At 56.7% G+C, this 16,953-nt stretch carries 11 protein-coding genes and 2 tRNA genes; 5 read left to right on the top strand and 8 right to left on the bottom strand.

What is annotated here, in order from left to right; translation table 11 throughout:
* Positions 1-22 precede the first annotated feature (22 nt).
* Complete coding sequence (locus CF137_RS21215; protein ID WP_139721516.1) at positions 23-1,831, top strand: carbon starvation CstA family protein; 1,809 nt, start codon at positions 23-25, stop codon at positions 1,829-1,831.
* Between the two features lie 261 nt (positions 1,832-2,092).
* Complete coding sequence (pepE, locus tag CF137_RS21210) at positions 2,093-2,818, top strand: dipeptidase PepE (RefSeq protein WP_139721514.1); 726 nt, start codon at positions 2,093-2,095, stop codon at positions 2,816-2,818.
* 120 nt (positions 2,819-2,938) lie between these two features.
* Here the strand turns inward: pepE and CF137_RS21205 are convergent, their stop codons facing one another.
* From CF137_RS21205 to dnaB, 3 genes are all read right to left on the bottom strand, one after another.
* Positions 2,939-3,358: a secondary thiamine-phosphate synthase enzyme YjbQ gene (locus CF137_RS21205; protein ID WP_139721512.1), complete on the bottom strand. Its 420-nt coding sequence runs from the start codon at positions 3,356-3,358 to the stop codon at positions 2,939-2,941.
* Positions 3,358-4,431 (bottom strand): alanine racemase, encoded by a 1,074-nt coding sequence (alr, locus tag CF137_RS21200; protein ID WP_139721510.1) that lies wholly within the window; start codon positions 4,429-4,431, stop codon positions 3,358-3,360. Before alr ends, CF137_RS21205 begins: the two co-directional genes overlap by 1 nt.
* Positions 4,432-4,802: 371 nt before the next feature.
* The gene (gene dnaB, locus CF137_RS21195; protein ID WP_042021740.1) at positions 4,803-6,197 is read right to left on the bottom strand and encodes a replicative DNA helicase; all 1,395 of its coding nucleotides are present in this window, start codon (positions 6,195-6,197) and stop codon (positions 4,803-4,805) included.
* Positions 6,198-6,560: 363 nt separating this feature from the next.
* Between dnaB and CF137_RS21190 the strand changes: the two genes are divergently transcribed.
* Positions 6,561-7,421 carry a Tim44 domain-containing protein gene (locus CF137_RS21190; RefSeq protein ID WP_139721508.1) on the top strand — a complete coding sequence of 287 codons (861 nt, stop codon included), beginning with the start codon at positions 6,561-6,563 and terminating at the stop codon, positions 7,419-7,421.
* A gap of 178 nt (positions 7,422-7,599) precedes the next feature.
* Here CF137_RS21190 and CF137_RS21185 read toward each other — a convergent pair whose 3' ends face one another.
* The 3 genes from CF137_RS21185 to CF137_RS21175 all read right to left on the bottom strand — a co-directional run bounded on the left by CF137_RS21185 (position 7,600) and on the right by CF137_RS21175 (position 9,458).
* Complete coding sequence (locus CF137_RS21185) at positions 7,600-8,874, bottom strand: alpha/beta fold hydrolase (RefSeq protein WP_139721506.1); 1,275 nt, start codon at positions 8,872-8,874, stop codon at positions 7,600-7,602.
* Positions 8,875-9,302: 428 nt separating this feature from the next.
* Positions 9,303-9,378 (bottom strand) — tRNA-Asn (locus CF137_RS21180).
* Between the two features lie 4 nt (positions 9,379-9,382).
* Positions 9,383-9,458 (bottom strand) — tRNA-Phe (locus CF137_RS21175).
* A 264-nt stretch (positions 9,459-9,722) separates the two neighbouring features.
* Here CF137_RS21175 and rraB point away from each other — a divergent pair.
* Positions 9,723-10,058 carry a ribonuclease E inhibitor RraB gene (gene rraB / locus CF137_RS21170; protein WP_068976903.1) on the top strand — a complete coding sequence of 112 codons (336 nt, stop codon included), beginning with the start codon at positions 9,723-9,725 and terminating at the stop codon, positions 10,056-10,058.
* A 104-nt stretch (positions 10,059-10,162) separates the two neighbouring features.
* Here the strand turns inward: rraB and CF137_RS21165 are convergent, their stop codons facing one another.
* Entirely contained in the window at positions 10,163-12,118 is a 1,956-nt protein-coding gene (locus CF137_RS21165) for a sensor domain-containing protein (RefSeq protein WP_162516006.1), read from the bottom strand.
* A gap of 183 nt (positions 12,119-12,301) precedes the next feature.
* Between CF137_RS21165 and CF137_RS21160 the strand changes: the two genes are divergently transcribed.
* On the top strand, positions 12,302-12,796 hold the full coding sequence (locus CF137_RS21160) for a hypothetical protein (protein ID WP_042021746.1): 495 nt from the start codon (positions 12,302-12,304) through the stop codon (positions 12,794-12,796).
* A 70-nt stretch (positions 12,797-12,866) separates the two neighbouring features.
* Here the strand turns inward: CF137_RS21160 and CF137_RS21155 are convergent, their stop codons facing one another.
* Positions 12,867-16,871 carry a VWA domain-containing protein gene (locus tag CF137_RS21155; RefSeq protein WP_162516004.1) on the bottom strand — a complete coding sequence of 1,335 codons (4,005 nt, stop codon included), beginning with the start codon at positions 16,869-16,871 and terminating at the stop codon, positions 12,867-12,869.
* Between the last annotated feature and the right edge of the window lie 82 nt (positions 16,872-16,953).

The raw sequence follows: 16,953 nt of genomic DNA, 5'->3' as shown, positions 1-16,953 counted from the left end.
CACAGGAAAAGGAAACTCCCCCATGCAACACGCAATCACCTTCGTCATTGCGGCCCTCTGCATCCTCGCCATCGCGTATCGCCTCTACGGCGTGTTCTTTGTGCGCAAGGTGCTGATGGCCGACGACAAGCTAGTCACCCCCTCCCACCAACTGGAAGATGGCAAGAACTATGTGCCGACCAACAAGTGGGTCAACTTCGGTCAACACTTTGCCGCCATCGCCGCCGCCGGCCCGCTGGTCGGCCCGGTACTGGCCGCCCAGTACGGCTACCTGCCGAGCTTTCTCTGGCTGCTGATCGGCTGCGTCATCGGCGGCGCGGTGCACGATACCGTGGTGCTGTTCGCCTCCATGAAGCATCAGGGCAAGTCCCTCTCCGAGGTGGCGAAGGCCGAACTTGGCCCCATCGCTGGCTGGTGCACCGGTCTGGCGATGCTGTTCATCATCACCATCACCATGGCGGGTCTCTCCATGGTGGTGGTTCACGCGCTGGAACGTAACGCCTGGGGCGTGTTCGCGGTGTTCATGACCATCCCCATCTCCATGGTGGTGGGGATTTGGCACAAGCTGACCGGCAACCTGCAAGCTGCCTCCTGGGTCGGGTTTGCCGCCGTGCTGGCCTGTGTCTTCTTCGGCCCCTACGTGCAGGAGAGCGCCTTCGGTGCCTGGCTGACCTTGCGTGCCGAGACCATCAGTCTGGCGCTGCCCATCTACGCCTTCTTCGCCACCGCGCTGCCGGTCTGGCTGCTACTCACCCCGCGCGGCTACATCTCCAGCTTTATGAAGATCGGTGTATTCGGCGCCCTGGTCATCGGCGTTATCTGCATCAACCCGGAGATCCAGTTCCCCGCCATGACCCAGTTTGTCCACGGCGGCGGCCCGGTACTGGGCGGCCCGGTCTGGCCCTTTATCTCCATCACCATCGCCTGTGGCGCCATCTCCGGCTTCCACGCCTTTATCGGCTCAGGCACCACCCCGAAACTGGTGGACAAGTGGAACGACATCCTGCCGGTCGCCTTCGGTGCCATGCTGGCCGAGTGCGTGGTGGGCGTGATGGCGCTGATCGCCGCCACCGCCCTGCACCCGGCTGACTACTTCGCCATCAACGCCACCCCGGAAGCCTTCGCCAAACTGGGGATGCAGGTGGTGGATTTGCCGTTCCTCTCCCAGGAGATCGGCATGGATCTGAACGGCCGCACCGGCGGTGCCGTTACCCTGGCGGTGGGCATGTCCTACATCTTCACCAAGGTGCCCTGGTTCAGTAACCTCGCCTCCTACTTCTTCCAGTTTGTGGTGATGTTCGAAGCGGTCTTCATCCTGACTGCCGTTGACTCCGGCACCCGGGTCTCCCGCTACCTGATCCAGGACTTCTTCGGCGAGTTCTACCCGCCCCTCAAGCGCATCGACTGGATGCCTGGTGCCATCGGGGCCAGCGTGCTCGCCTGCGTGATGTGGGGTTATCTGCTGATGTCCGGTGATATCGGATCTGTGTGGGCGCTGTTCGGGGTCTCGAACCAGCTGATGGCCTCGGTGGGCCTGATCATCGGAGCCACCATCATCTTGCGACTGGCCAGCAAGCGCCGCTACATGCTGACCTGCCTCATTCCGCTGGCTTACCTGTTTGTCACCGTCAACTACGCCGGTTACTGGATGATGAGCAACGTCTACTTCAACGCGGCGGCCAAGGGCTACAACCCGATGAACGGCATCATCTCCCTCATCATGCTGGTGCTGGGGATGATGATCCTGCTCTCCGCCCTGCGCAAATGGAGCGAGCTGTGGAAGCTGCGCCAGCAGCCCTCCTACAAGGTGGTGGAAGCGACCGCCTCCTGATGGACGAGTGGCTTGCCCCCTGACATGACCCCGCTGCGGCGGGGTCTTTTATTGGCGAGAGGTGGCGCGTTGACCACGGCTCATTAATCCACCGCTTGGCATTGAGTTGTCCATCCATAACTCATCCATCGCGGTTGAATGGGCCTCGCGATCACAGAACTACAGCGCCAATGGTGGTAGCATGCCCCCTCTTGCCATCCGGCCGCACGACGGATCCGGTGGCCCTCCCTCCTCCGCTTTCACTTTTTGAGGACGTATTTGATGGAACTGCTTCTGCTTAGCAATGGTAAAGCCAATGAATTTCCGGGTCTGCTCGGCTGGGCCCGCGACCGGGTGCAGAGCCTGCTGGCCCGCAAACAGGTCAAACGCATTCTGCTGATCCCCTACGCGGTGATCCGTGGCGACTGGGATGCCCGCGCCAATGATCTCACCGAGAGCCTCGGGATCGAGACCATCAGCATTCACCACTTCGACGATCCGGTCGCTGCCGTCAATCAGGCCGATGCCATCTTTATCAGTGGCGGCAACACCTGGCGCCTCAACCAGCTGCTGCATGAAAATGGCCTGATCGTGCCGATCCAGCGCGCCGTGCGCGAACGTGGCATCCCCTATGTAGGCTGGAGCGCCGGTTGCAACGTGGCGACCCCGAGCATCCGCACCACCAACGACATGCCGGTCTGCAACGCCGCCGTGCTGCCAGCGCTGGGCCTGTTCCCGCTGCAGATCAACCCCCACTATCTGGACGCCAGCATCAGCGGCCACATGGGCGAGACCCGCGACGAGCGTCTGGCCGAATTTTGCGCCATCAACCAGAGCGAATATGTGGTGGCCCTGCGCGAAGCGAGCCTGTTGCAGATCAGTGGCGACACCGTTGAGTACTGGAGCGCCCGCGATCAGGACTTCAAGATCTTCAAACATGGCCAGGAGCCGCAAGCCTTTATGGACGCAGCCCCGCTGGCCGAGCTGACGCCGTTCAAGGTCGGCTGAGCCATCAAGAGTACAGTGCCACCGGCAAGCGGATAGCTCACAACACCGTAGAAACGACAGAGGGATGGCTCAACGCCATCCCTCTTTTTTATCCTTGTCTTTCAGCTGGTTGCAGCCTGACTACTCCCCCTGCAGGGTCACCAGCACCTTGCGGGCGCCGCCATCGACGCGATGCTCGCCAAGCCAGATCCCCTGCCAGGTGCCGAGCGCCAGCTGACCATCGCGAACTGGTAGCAGCAGGCTCACCCCGAGCAGGGAGGATTTGATATGGGCGGGCATGTCGTCCGCCCCCTCATAGGTATGGCGATAGTAGGGAGCATCTTCCGGCGCCAGCCGGTGCAGATGGGCCTCCATATCGCTGCGCACGCTCGGGTCGCAGTTCTCGTTGAGGGTGAGCGAGGCGGAGGTGTGTTGCAGCAGCAGGTGGGCCATGCCGATCCGGTAATCCGCCAGCATCGGCAGCCGGGCGACCAGCTCGTCAGTCACCAGATGAAAGCCCCGCGAACGGGGCTTTAAGGTCAACAGGCACTGCTGCCACATCAGACGTATTCCATAAAGACACGGGAGGTGAGCTTGGTGATGAGCTCGTAGGGAATGGTACCAATCTCGTCGGCCACCCGCTCCACCGGCAGCCCCTCGCCCCACAGCACCGCCTCGTCACCGGGCTTGTCGGTAGCGCCCGGGCCGAGATCGACTGTGCTCATATCCATCGAAACACGCCCCACCAACGGCACGATGCGGCCGTTGACCAGCACGGAAGTGCCATTGGGCGCCATGCGCGGATAACCGTCACCGTAACCGATGGCAATCACCCCGAGCCGGGTATTACGATCCGCCACCCAGTTGGCGCCGTAGCCCACCGGCTCGCCCGCCTTGTGATCCCGCACCGCAATCAGTTGTGTCTTGAGGGTCATCACCGGCTGCAGGTCGTAATCGGCCGCCACCGTGTTGGGGAACGGCGACACGCCGTAGAGGATGACGCCGGGGCGCACCCAGTCGCAGTGGGAGTCCGGCCAGGCCAGGATGCCCGCCGAGTTGGCCATGGCCCGCTCCCCTGCCAGCGGGGCGGTCAGCTTGCTGAACAAGTCGATCTGCTCGCGGGTAGTGGGTTGCTCCAGCTCATCGGAGCGGCTGAAGTGGGTCATGATGTTGAACGGCTGCACCACGTTCTTGCACTTGCCGAGTCGTTCGATAAAGGCGGGCATCTCGTCGGCGCGCACCCCGAGGCGGTGCATGCCGGTGTCGAGCTTGAGCCAGGCCACCACTGGCGCAGGCAGCTCGACCTGCTCCAGCGCTTCGAGCTGCTCCCAGGTGTGAACCGCCGTCTGCAGATTGTTGGCCGCCAGCACCGGCAGATCATCGGCACAGAAGAAGCCCTCCAGCAGCACTATGGGTTTGACCACGGCGCAGGAGCGCAGCATCAGCGCCTCTTCGATGCGGGCCACCGCATAGGCATCCGCATCCACCAGGGTGCGGGCGACCGGCAGCAGTCCGTGGCCATAGGCGTTGGCCTTGACCACAGCAATGATTTTGCAATCGGGAGCGTGGCGCTTGACCACAGCGAGGTTGTGGCGCAAGGCCGCAGTGTTGATTTGGGCAGTAGCCGCTTTCATGGTTTTCCCTTACGAGGGCACAAATGGTCTCCCCCTCATCGGGCCGAAGACCGCCACTCACTTATCGTCGTCGAAGGCCGGACCGGCATAATTGTCGAACCGGGAAAACAGGCCCTGACGGTTGGCCACTATCTGCTTGGGCTATCGGTCAGGGCAGTTGCAGTGATGGCTCATCCGCCATCACCTTGGGTTTACATCAATAGTCATCATCAAACGCCGGGCCGGCATAGTTGTCGAACCGGGAGAACTGACCCTGGAAGGTGAGCTGCACGCTTCCTACATTGGCACCGTTACGCTGCTTGTCGGGGATATCCGACCTCTTTCAGGGTGCTCTTGGCAATCCCTATCCGGACTGCCTTATCCATTACTTATCAATAGTCGTCATCAAACGCCGGACCGGCATAGTTATCGAACCGGGAGAACTGACCCTGGAAGGTGAGGCGCACCCGGCCGATAGGGCCGTTACGCTGTTTGCCGATGATGATCTCGGCAATCCCCTTGTCCGGGCTGTCATCGTGATAAACCTCATCACGATAGATAAACATGATCAAATCCGCATCCTGCTCGATGGAGCCCGATTCACGAAGATCCGAGTTGACCGGGCGCTTGTCGGCCCGCTGCTCCAGACTTCGGTTCAACTGGGAGAGCGCCACTACCGGGCACTGCAGCTCTTTGGCCAGCGCCTTGAGGGAGCGGGAGATCTCACCGATCTCCAGGGTCCGGTTATCAGACAACGCAGGGACTCGCATCAGCTGCAGGTAGTCGATCATGATCATCGAGAGGCCACCGTGCTCACGGGCAATCCGGCGGGCGCGGGAGCGCACATCGGTCGGCGTCAGGCCGGAGGCATCATCGATATACATCTTGCCCTTCTCCAGCAGCAAGCCCATGGTGGAAGAGAGCCGCCCCCAATCCTCATCATCGAGTTGACCGGTCCGTACCTTGGTCTGGTCGATACGACCGACCGAGGCGAGCATACGCATAATGATCTGCTCGGAGGGCATCTCCAGCGAGAAGATGAGCACTGGTTTGTCGGCGGTCAGGGCTGCGTGTTCGCACAGGTTCATGGCAAAGGTGGTCTTGCCCATGGAGGGACGGGCCGCCACGATAATCAAATCCGAACGCTGCAAACCGGCGGTCATCTTGTCGAGATCGCCGTAACCGCTCGACACCCCGGTCACGCCGTTGTGGGGGGTCTTGAACAGCTCTTCAATCTTGTCGACGGTCTGCTCGAGAATGACCTTGAGGGGCTGGGGCCCTTCATTAGCGCTGGTGCGCTGCTCGGCAATCTTGAATACCTTGCTCTCGGCCAGATCGAGCAGGTCACCGGAGGTACGCCCTTGGGGCTCATAGCCCGCTTCGACTATCTCGTTGGCGACCGAGATCATCTCCCGTACTACCGCCCGCTCACGCACGATCTCGGCGTAAGCGTTGATATTGGCAGCGCTCGGGGTGTTCTTGGCGATCTCCACCAGATAGGCGAAGCCACCTGACTCCTCCAACTGTTCGGAGCGCTCCAGCTCCTCCTGCAGAGTGATGAGATCGATAGGGTTGCCCACGTTGGAGAGGCGGGTCATGGCCTGGAAGATCAACCGGTGTGGACGGCTATAGAAATCCTTGTCGATCACCCGCTCTGCGACCCGATCCCAGGCGTCGTTATCCAGCATCAAGCCGCCCAGAACGGACTGCTCGGCCTCAAAAGAGTGGGGAGGAACTTTCAGCTGTTGTGTCTTGGCGTCTTTTTTCGCCGTCACTTGCTCTGCCATACACATAAAAACCGCAGCGGGAAGGGGACGGGAATTTTACAAAAGAAAGCCAGAGACGGCGAGCCCTATCTGGCGGCTCATACCATCATAAAGGGCCAAATGAGGGCTTGTTCCTCTTTAGCGGTTTTGATTTTGCTACGCATTTTGCGCGCCTTGCGACTCAATCGTCTGTTTTTCATGCTGCATGTTCCCTATCGTTGACGCCAACTCCAAACGATCTCGTTCATGAATAATTCATGCCAATGGTGATATTGATCAATACAGGCTGCGACACATTTAGGGACAGGCAGCCTGCAATGCGCCTTGCTGAGCTTGCCAAAGCAGAGCATGCCCCACCCACAGACGAGAGTGAAAAGAGTCAAAATGAAAAAGATGCTGACCCTGTTTGCCATGATCCTGGCCATTGGCCTGGGGGCACCTCACGCCGAAGCCAAGAAATTTGGTGGCGGCAAATCCTTTGGTAAAAGTTACAAAACTGCGCCGGCCCAGCCTGCGGCTAAACCGGTCGACAACAAGAATCCGACCCTGGGCGCCCAGACTCCGCCGAAAAAGAGCGGCATGATGGGTGGCCTGCTGGGTGGCCTGTTGGCCGGTGGTCTGTTTGCCTACCTGCTGGGCAGCGGTGCCTTTGAAGGTCTGCAAGGTATGGATATGCTGCTGATCGCCGCACTGGCCCTCGGTGCCGTATTCCTGTTCCGAGCCTTGCGCCGGGGCAAGGTCGCGACGCCACAGCCACAACAGGCAGCCTATGCGGGTTATCAACCACCGCAATCCGCTGCCCCGCAGCAGTTCGAGCAGAGCAACAGCGCACCGCAAGCCACTGGCTTTGCTGACAGCGATGTGCCGTTCCGCTTGCCGCCAGGCTTTGACATGAACGGCTTTTTGGCCGGGGCCCGCGATCACTATCGCACCCTGCAAGAAGCCTGGAACAAGAACGATCTGGAAAAAGTGCGCGAGTACGTGAGCCCGGAGCTGTTTGAACAGCTCAAAGCCGAGCGCGCCGAACTGACCGGCGACCAGCATACCGAAGTGATGTATGTGGATACCCAGCTGGTACGTGCTGACTATGGCAGCGACTGGGCCCAGGTGAGCGTACGCTTCAGCGGCCGCTACATGGACCGCCAGGAGCAGGTCGAGGATGACATCAAAGAGGTATGGCACCTCGAGCGTAACCTGGCCAAAGATAATGCACCTTGGCATATCGCAGGGATCGAGCAGCTGTAAGGCTTAACGCCCATCGGTCTGTAATAACGCAAGAGGCGGCCAATCGGCCGCCTCTTCTCATTTCATCCCCGATCATGTTTATCGTCGATTGTGGCTATCCGGCTGATGGTGTGTGCCCAATGGCAAAGGGCTGTCATCTCATGACCACAGCCCCTGCCTGGCACATTCGCGCCGAGCCTCAGCGATCCCGGTTCAGGGCAATCAGTCGATCGAGCACCACCTCACCATCGGCACGCAAGCCGTTGTGCTCATATTCATTGGTGATCCAGGCACGGCTGCAGCCAAGGCCCCGCAGGGTTTCCCGGCTGTAGTCAAACTCCACATACATATCCTCGGCATAGACGGCGCAGGCCACCGGTACCTTGTTGCGAGCAAGTTGGGCAGGGTCATAGAGCGCCCCCCAGTCCGCCTTGTTGGCCAGCAGATGAGCCGCCTCCTTGAGAGGCAGCAACTCGCGGAACTGCTCGAACATCCAGGGGAAGATCATCTCGCCGGTGAAGGCAAAATCCTTGCCCGCCGCCCAGTTCAGCGTAGGGAACTCCTCTCTGACCCGCGCTGCGGCCCAGCGGGTTGCCTCTCCTTCGGCGTAGATGGCCTCATGCAGGATGGCAAACAGCGGGTTGGTATTGAATGGCTGCATGCTCTGCACCTGATAAAGGAAGGCCGGGTTCAGCTTGTCACCCATAAATGCCCCCTCCAGCAGATAGTAAAGATCATCAAACGCACCGCTGGCCCCCAGATCCACTCCTTGCTGCTGCAACTGCTCCACCGTCAGCCGCTGACCGTTGGGCAGTCGTACATCATGCAGGTGGAGATGGTTGGCCAGCCGGTTAGCGATGGCCTGAGCGTGGGGAAAACGGGCGAAGAAGGCGCAATTCTTGTCTGCCACTCGCTGATAGGTAGCGCGATAAACCTCTTCTGCGCTGCGACCAATGGGAGCAATACCGCCGGTGATATAGACCTCCCGCAAACTGTCGGGATAGAGCGAGAGATAGGTGAGGCAGCAGAACCCGCCAAAGCTCTGACCCAACAGGCTCCAGCGATGCTTGGGACTGAGCTCCTGTCGAATGAACTCGGCATCCTGCACTATGCTGTCGGCGCGAAAGTGGCTGAGGTAATCCGCCTGCTCAACGGGGGTCATCTTGGCCAGCGCATGGGCGTGAATGGGGCTCGACATGCCGGTGCCACGCTGATCGAGCAGCAATACTCTGAACTCCTGCAACGCCCGCTTGAGCCAGCCACTGTTGGCGGTCGGACGCGGCGCGCCAAACCCAGGCCCCCCTTGTAAAAACAGCAGCCAGGGCAGCGACTCATCGAGCTTGTCTTTGCGACAAAGGGTACGGGCAAACAGGGTGATGCTGTCACCATCCGGATCATCATGATCAAGGGGGACGGTAAAAAAGTGCGGCTCGCAGTGGATGCCGTCCAGTACATAGCGCAAGGGGCTGTTCATCAGGGATCTCTCCGTCAGGATGGGAACATCTCTCACCCCATCATAACCTTGGCCAAAAGCGGGGTCACTCCGGTTTTTCAAATTATTAACAAGGGTTTAAACACCAACATGGGGCCTGACAAACTGCGGTTCGTGGCTGCTGAATTAATTGTTCTCGGGAGATATTGACGCCATGCAGCCATTCAACAAAGATGGCCTGCCTGAACAGGAGTTCAGGTATTCAGGCCATAAAACGGATAAGGGAATGTGATGAAGCCAAAGTGGGTCAGGGCCAGAAAGAGAGAGAAAAAAGCATGCCCAGGCAGCATGTTGCAAACAGGTATGTTGCTGTTCAGCGCCACCTGCGGAGCGACCGTGTTTTTAGCTGCCTGCAACGGGAATTAACAGATGAAAAAAAGCCCGCTCGATTGAGCGGGCTTTTTCGAATTTGGCTCCTCCTACTGGACTTGAACCAGTGACATACGGATTAACAGTCCGCCGTTCTACCGACTGAACTAAGGAGGAATTTTGGTGCCCAGAGACGGAATCGAACCGCCGACACGGGGATTTTCAATCCCCTGCTCTACCGACTGAGCTATCTGGGCAACGGCGCGCATTAAACCCTTTCTGCGGTACGGTGTCAACAAGATGCCACGATAAAAAATGCGTTCGCTCAACAACTGAACGTCAAGGCCATTTATTCACCAAAACCTTATCATTTCACGGCCTTAGCTATGGTTATGCGGTATTTATACGCCGCCAATCTCATGGAAAATAGCCGCTCTGTCGCTCAGCCGCATTGAGCCAAATCCACTCTGCGAGTATGCTTTGCCGCAATGATACCGCCTGGAGGCAACATGAGTCTGAATATGCAAGAGTGGCGCGACGAAGCCGCCGAGATCGTCAACGAACTGCTGGCCGATGGCAGCAATCCTGACGCAGATTACGAGATTGAACACCACTTCGCCTGCCAGGACTTCGACCGTCTGGAGAAAGCCGCGGTTGACCTTTTCAAGGCGGGTTTTGAAGTGACTGATGCCGAAGAGATGGAGCTGGATGACGGCGCAACTATCTTCTGCTTCGACGCCACCATCGAGTGCAAGCTGAATGTCGATGCTATCGTTGCCGACATCGCCAAGATGCTGCCTATCCTCGAAAAATACGGGGTGGATTACGACGGTTGGGGCACCTACTTCCAGGATTGATCCGCTGCTGTAATAAACAATGAGGCCACCTTATTCGGTGGCCTCATTGTTTTTCCCCCTTGAGGTTGCGCACCTCGGTTGCACACCTCAGTACGGCGAACCTCTCACACCAGATAACTGGCGGCAAACTCGGCAGGTGGCAGCGGGCGGCTAAACAGATAGCCCTGCAACCGATCACAACCCGCCTCGGTCAGCCACTGCTGCTGCTCTGGCGTCTCGACCCCTTCGGCCGTGATGCAGATCCCCAACTCGTGGCCCAGACCGATGACCGAACGCACGATGGCGGTAGTCGCGGTATTGCTGGCCAGTCCCTGGGTAAAGCTGCGATCCAGCTTTAGAGTCGCCACCTGCAAACGTGGCAGATAGGCCAGCGAGCAGTAGCCGGTACCGAAATCATCGATGGCCAGCTGAAAACCCGCGGCGATCAGGTTGTCGAGGTTGGTCTCAATCTCATCGGCATTTTCCATCAATACCCCTTCGGTGATCTCCAGCTCCAGCTGACTAGCCTTGAGCCCATGCTGGGCGATACAAGCGGACACTCGCTCACAGAGCGCCGGATCGCGAAACTGCAAAGGAGAGAGATTGATGGAGAGCACCATCTCTGGCTGGATGTTTTGCCACTGCGCCAACTGGGCACAACCCTGCTCCAGCATCAGCTGACCCAGCTGACCAATCACCCCCATCTCTTCCGCCAGCGGAATAAACTCCTCGGGGGAGATCATCCCAAGCTCAGGATGAGGCCAGCGGCAAAGCAACTCGGCACCATGCAGCCGGTGAGTGCGAGTACAGATGATGGGCTGATAGACGGCAACCAACTGGGCGGACTTGATGGCCAGCGGCAGCTGGGCGGTGATCAGCTGACGCCGCTTGAGCCTGGCATGCAGCGCGGGATCAAACTGGGTGCAGTACTGCTGCTGCCGCTTGCCCTGGGCCAGCGCCGCCTCCGCATGGCTGAGCAACCGTTCGGCATCGCTTGCCTTACCCTGCGCCAGCCCCAGAAATACCGGGATCTGGATACGATGCTCTTCCACCTGATAGTGTTCCATCAACTGCTGCTGCAGATGCTGGCTCCAGTCTTGCAGCGGTTCATTCAAATCTGGCAGTAACAGACTGAAATCATCGGCAGCCACCCGGCAAAGCAGGGAGCGCGGCGGAACCAACTGCTGCAACCGCTTGGCTACCTGGCTGAGCAGGCGATCGGCAATCCGGATCCCGAAGCGATCATTGATCTCGCGAAAATGGTGCAGATCGACCAGCACCAGGGTGGCGTTGCGTCCCCCCAGATGACGGCAGGTCTGCAAGAAGCGGGAGAGTTTGAGCAGCCCGGTCAGGCTGTCGTAGTGCTGCTCCTGTTGCAACTGGGCCTGAGTGGTGCGCAAGCCGGTGATATCGCGGCCCAGCGTCAAGACCCCGAGGGAGTTGCCATCACCATCAGGTACATCGACCCGGGTGATCTCCATGTGTCGCCCCTGCCCTCTGGCATCCAGCAGACAACACTCGCCATTACCCATCCCCTGCGGCGCTGCCAGCCGGTAGGGGATCTGCTGGCCTAACACTTCATCCACCCCCTGACCGATAAAGTCGAGGAATGCCTGATTGCACTCCAGCAAGATGCCGTTGTGATCATCGAAACGGATCAGATCAGGAATGGCATCGAGCAGAAAACGCTGCAGTAGCTGCTGCTGTTTGACTCTCTGCTCGAGGTTTTTACGCTGGGCAATCTCGTTGACCACCCCAAACACCGCATATGCCTCTCCCTGAGTGTTATAAAGCGGCACCTTGTGGATCTCGACCCAACAGGTATTGCCGCCACTCTTGCAGTGCAACTGCTGATAGAGCAAGGGGACTCTACCTGCCAGCAGCTGCTCATCCTCGCCGCGAAAGACATCTCCCCAAGGCATATCCGCATCCGTCTTGCCGACCACCTCGGCCGAGGATTCCATTTGCGCTTCGAGCACAAACATTCGATTGGCGAACAGATAGCGCCCATGGCTATCCCGACAAAAGATACTCATAGGCAATTGGTCGATGATCTGCTGCAGCAGATCTGGAGTGAGCATGTTGGTCACGGCAGCGCTTATGGAGGAATTTCGAGCAAATCTATGATAGCAAACCTGTTTTGTAAAGCGCCCCGCTCCCCCTCGTGACATCCGTTTCAGGATGCTTGCTGACAGAGGTTGTCGCTCCGGCGATAATAGGCGCCGGTTGGCCTATGGCCAGGTGATATGGACGAGAGAGACACAATGAAAAAAATAATGGGAAGTGCGCTGGCGCTGCTGCTGGCTGGTTGTGCAGGTGACAATAACGGCGGTGAAGAGTATCGCTACAACCCGCCGATTGCCAAGGCAACCAACAACACTCAGGAGATGGCGATCCCGGTAGATCTGGTGTGGGCACGTGCCGAGAAGTGGTTCACTGATCACGGCCTCACCATCGAAAACAGCCAGCGTGGTGCCGGCCTGATGACCGCCAACGTCAACCACTCCGCCGATGGGCTGGAGTGGCTCGATTGCGGTACCATGGGTTCCAAAGTTGCACTGGGCAACCCGAACCTGCAGATCAACCTGATCATCACCCAGAGCGGCAACAGCAGCGTGGCCACCGTCAACGTCAAGGGCAACACCGAGCTGTTCTTCGTTGAATCCTCGGGCGAGCGGGTAGCTGCCCCTTCCATCAAACCGGTCTGCGTCTCTCGCGGTTCTCTGGAGCAAAGTCTGTTTGCCACCCTCGGCAACTGATATTCCCGGCATCGAGATATAAAAAAAGCGGCAGATTGCTCTGCCGCTTTTTTATCGTCCCGAATCGGGCTTACTTGTCGATATCGAGCAAGTGGTTTTGTAGCATATAGTTGATTACCTGCTGGGAAGCATCTGCCAGTGATGAGCCACGCACATTGGAATCACCAGTAATTGAACTGAAGCTTTCGCCCAGCAAGACAATCTCCTGACTAACCTGAGTATTTCCCGCCGACTTAACCTGAAGATGCACACCATCTTGAGCTTCGAAGGCCGAAAGCAGCTTGCTCAGATCTCCCTCCAAATTGCTGCCGCTGTGATCCAGCATATCGGAGAGATCCAGCTTGTCAGAGTGGGCGATGTCCACATTCTTGAAGTCATTCCTACCGTTGCTGCTCTGTTGCCAGCCTGACGTATGCTCCACATTGAAATCGGTAATATAGTCGATGGCGTGATCAGGGGTCATTGTGGCATTGTTGGAACCCTGCTCCAGAGCATCACCTTGTTGCCAGAGGAAAGTATCGGCACCATCCCCTCCTGTCAGTACATCCCCGTAGTAGAGCTTGCCATCTACGTTGATCGGACCAGAAGATCCGTGACCATTCGCTCCACCAATCAGAATATCTTCCCCCTGACCTCCCGTCAGATGGTCATACCCCTGTCCACCATTGAGAGTCACTCCAGAACGAGTATCAATATTCTCTTCGAGCATGACCTGAGGACCACCACCATGCACGCCACCCAAGGCGATATGCACTTGGCTGGCATTTAGCACTGTCAGATGATCATCACCATCGTTGCCTGCGAAGGTTCTGCCGTTATCTAATGGATCTATGGTTAGGTTCAGGGTGCCTGTTACTTTATCTCCATCAGCATCTACAAGATCGAAACCAATACTCTTGCTTTGAGCTCCATGTTGAGAGGTCTGGTAAAGGTATTCGCCGGTCACCAACCCTATGGTCAACTTGTCCCCATTACCAAGGGTAACCACTAATTGCTGGCTCTGCGCATCATAACGGCCCCCCTGATCGGCACCGCTGACAAGGCGCCCATTCTCGATGGTATAGTTGTAACCATCGATACGAACCGTGCGGATGGCACCGCCATCGGCACCGGCCCCCGTACCTGCCTGACCAAAGAGATCACCACTGACGCTGCGCTGAGCCGTGCCACTGATGACCTGCTCCAGCTTGCTCATATCGGTCACTACGATGGCATCGGTATTCTTCTCGCTCACACCATCATAGGCAGCCAAATCGAGAGCTTGCTTGCCAACTTGGGACCCCATCCCTAGCGAGTAACTCTTAATGTCATTCTGCTGGAGGAAGCCGATCCACTTACTCTCCGGTACGCCATAACCACTCGCAGGATCACCATCAGAAAGGAAATAACTGACGTTCTGCACACCCTGCCCTGTCAACTTACCCGAATCAGCAAAGGCCTTAATAGTCTCTTCAATCGCATCCTGATAGTTGGTACTACCATCAGCGGACAAGGACCAGACATAGGCCTTGGCCTCGGCCACAGTCATCCAGCGATCACCAATCTCATTACCATCGCTACTAAATGTAACTATACGTACCTTGGTGTTACCCAAACTGTCATAGCTATTGAGAAGGGAAACGAGTGACTCCTTGGCAATATCCAATCTCGTCTTGCCTGGAACACCAGAGTCATAGTCCATAGAGCCCGATACATCGACGATCAACATCAAGTTCGTCTGAATCCCTGAGCCGTCAATATGCCCTGCTTGAGGCGTTACCACCATAGGGCTGTCATCCTCAATGGTGATCGGCAGCTTACCTATAGTCGTCAATTGACCATCTGATACACGAACGTCAAGCTCAAAGCTAAGTGTATCCTCCCCAGCCGCTTTATGATCAACTGGGCCTTTGAGAGTGACTTCATAGCTCCACTCACCCTTACCACTCGAATTGGGCGGAATAAGCTTAACTTCAATCACAGACTTGCCATTTGCACTGCCAGTCAGAGTTTGACCCGAGATAGCCCAAGTTATGACACTACCACCCGATGTCAGACCAGCAGGGCCATCAAGTGTAACACTCACCTGACTACTGTCTGTATCACCGATAATAAGTTTTCCAGAATCAACAACATGATTACCTGTATCTGAAGAGCCTTTATCATAAGGCAATGCGCCCAGTAGCCCTTCCTCGGAAACCACGGCAGACTCCAGCATTACAATGCTAGGCGCATCAGGCGCTGGCAATACTGTCACGGTTAAATTCAGGTCCGTACTTGCGTCGTTTTTGTTCGACAACTCAGTTGCTGTCGCATGAACAATTAAGGGCATATTGCCACTAAAATTAAGTGGTGGTTTGACCATCAAGGAATTTAATGACCAACTTGTAACATCAACCTTACCTGATGCATCAACGGTAACCTCTTTACCTGTACCATCCTTCAAAATTGACCCAATCATCAATCCGGAAATGGTAACGGAGTGAGTTTCTGAACCATCTTTATCCGAGAATGATGCATTAATCGCACTCAACTTGATGAAGTTATCTTCATAACCTTTATTTTCAACAGCTTGAAACTTGATGTTATCAAGGATCGCCCCCGTAGAGTCAGCATTGACAGCCTCAAATATCAGACGATATTTGCCACTGGCATCTATAGGTAGACTAACTGTTTGATTACGCAACCAGTTGCTATCTGTTGGATCAAAGTTGTAAAGCAGTTTTTCAGTACCTGATATAGGATTACCACTAGCATCAAGACGAACCAACTTGATCGTCATATCCGAGGTGGCAGGGTTACCAAGACGAGCTGCAACATCAAACCCCAACTGATAGAAGCGACCAGCTTCACAGTTAATATCAGTGTAAAGAGTCTTGTCACCATGATTAGCCTCGATCTCCATCACTTTGTTGGTAGATGTGCCACCGGTATAAGTTTTCTCGGTACCAACTTCAACTTTTCCGCTGCTATTCAATGTATTCCACACACCAACTGTGCTTGCACCCTGCACACTGTTAATACTGACGTCTGCCCGCCACTCGCTGCCACCAAGATTGACATCTTCAAAATCAAGTGATGCAACAGTCTGAAAATTATTCAGTGTCAATATCGGTTTATCTGCAACTGCAGCAATATCAACCACAAATTTTCCTGTAGTACTCAAGCTTGAGCCATCACTGACTTGATAATTGAAGCTGGCGTAATCTCCAGCTTTATTACCGATAGTATTACCACCACCATTACCTGCGACATCACTAGATTCATGTAAATCAGGTTTGAACTGCAATTTTCCGCTATCAATCTCCGCTTTGCTAATAGTCAACCCAGTATTTATCTGCGTTTGCGTAACAGTCACACCGTTGTACTGCAGCCCCCCATCAGCCGGCAACGAGGTGATCTTGATTGACAACTGAGCAGCAGGAGTATCTGTATCGCTTGCATTGAAATTAACCCACTTCAGGGTGAGCAGGGTATCTTCGTCACCATTCGCATAACCACCAGAAGTCACAGGTGCTGCGAGAACAAGAGCACTGTCACTGCCCGGCTGGGACTCGTTGCCCGCCTTGTCGGTCTGGGTTGCGGTGACCGTAATGCTTTGACCGTTAGTGGGCGCGCTCTCAGTCCAGCTGATAATACCAGTGGTGGCGTTGTAGCTGTAACCGCTCGCCGGTGTGCCGTTGGCAAACAGCAGTACGCCATTCACCAGCTTCAGTTCGACATTGCTGGTCGCACCGCTATTGGCGATGGACAGGTTCACGTGACCACCGGCACTGAAGTCAGTGGCATTAATGGTGACGGCCACCTGGACTCCTGCGCCATTGCTGTTGATTTCGCCTTGAGTCAACAGGCCATCACCCGGGGTACCGTCATCGACAATCAACACGGTCGGCGCATTCGGTGTGCTGCTGTCAACCGTGTGGGTCGAGGTGGCGCTGGCGCTAAAGGGGTTACCCGCATCATCACTGCCGGTGACAGTGGCGGTGAACTCGGTGTCCACAGCCAGGTCACTGCCCGCCACGCTGACACTAAAGCCCAAACCGCCGCCCACCAGTGCAATGACCTGGGTGCTGTAAGTCGTGCCGTTGATCACCATGGTCACCGCCACCGTGGGCGGCGATGCAGCCGTGGGTGACGCGGTGACCATGGTGATCAACGGCACGACTTACAGCACCCAG

The sequence above is a fragment of the Aeromonas sobria genome (assembly GCF_006243315.1).
GTDB lineage: Bacteria > Pseudomonadota > Gammaproteobacteria > Enterobacterales > Aeromonadaceae > Aeromonas > Aeromonas sobria_A.
The sequence above is the reverse complement of the archived record's forward strand: the minus strand, read 5'-3'. Positions and strand labels throughout refer to the sequence as shown.

What these genes read in the sequence shown, in the direction of transcription:
- CF137_RS21215 (WP_139721516.1), top strand. Translation starts at nt 23, where the DNA reads ATGCAACACGCAATCACCTTCGTCATTGCGGCCCTCTGCATCCTCGCC.
- pepE (WP_139721514.1), top strand. Translation starts at nt 2,093, where the DNA reads ATGGAACTGCTTCTGCTTAGCAATGGTAAAGCCAATGAATTTCCGGGT.
- CF137_RS21205 (WP_139721512.1), bottom strand. Translation starts at nt 3,358, where the DNA reads ATGTGGCAGCAGTGCCTGTTGACCTTAAAGCCCCGTTCGCGGGGCTTT.
- alr (WP_139721510.1), bottom strand. Translation starts at nt 4,431, where the DNA reads ATGAAAGCGGCTACTGCCCAAATCAACACTGCGGCCTTGCGCCACAAC.
- dnaB (WP_042021740.1), bottom strand. Translation starts at nt 6,197, where the DNA reads ATGGCAGAGCAAGTGACGGCGAAAAAAGACGCCAAGACACAACAGCTG.
- CF137_RS21190 (WP_139721508.1), top strand. Translation starts at nt 6,561, where the DNA reads ATGAAAAAGATGCTGACCCTGTTTGCCATGATCCTGGCCATTGGCCTG.
- CF137_RS21185 (WP_139721506.1), bottom strand. Translation starts at nt 8,874, where the DNA reads ATGAACAGCCCCTTGCGCTATGTACTGGACGGCATCCACTGCGAGCCG.
- rraB (WP_068976903.1), top strand. Translation starts at nt 9,723, where the DNA reads ATGCAAGAGTGGCGCGACGAAGCCGCCGAGATCGTCAACGAACTGCTG.
- CF137_RS21165 (WP_162516006.1), bottom strand. Translation starts at nt 12,118, where the DNA reads ATGCTCACTCCAGATCTGCTGCAGCAGATCATCGACCAATTGCCTATG.
- CF137_RS21160 (WP_042021746.1), top strand. Translation starts at nt 12,302, where the DNA reads ATGAAAAAAATAATGGGAAGTGCGCTGGCGCTGCTGCTGGCTGGTTGT.
- CF137_RS21155 (WP_162516004.1), bottom strand. Translation starts at nt 16,871, where the DNA reads ATGGTGATCAACGGCACGACTTACAGCACCCAGGTCATTGCACTGGTG.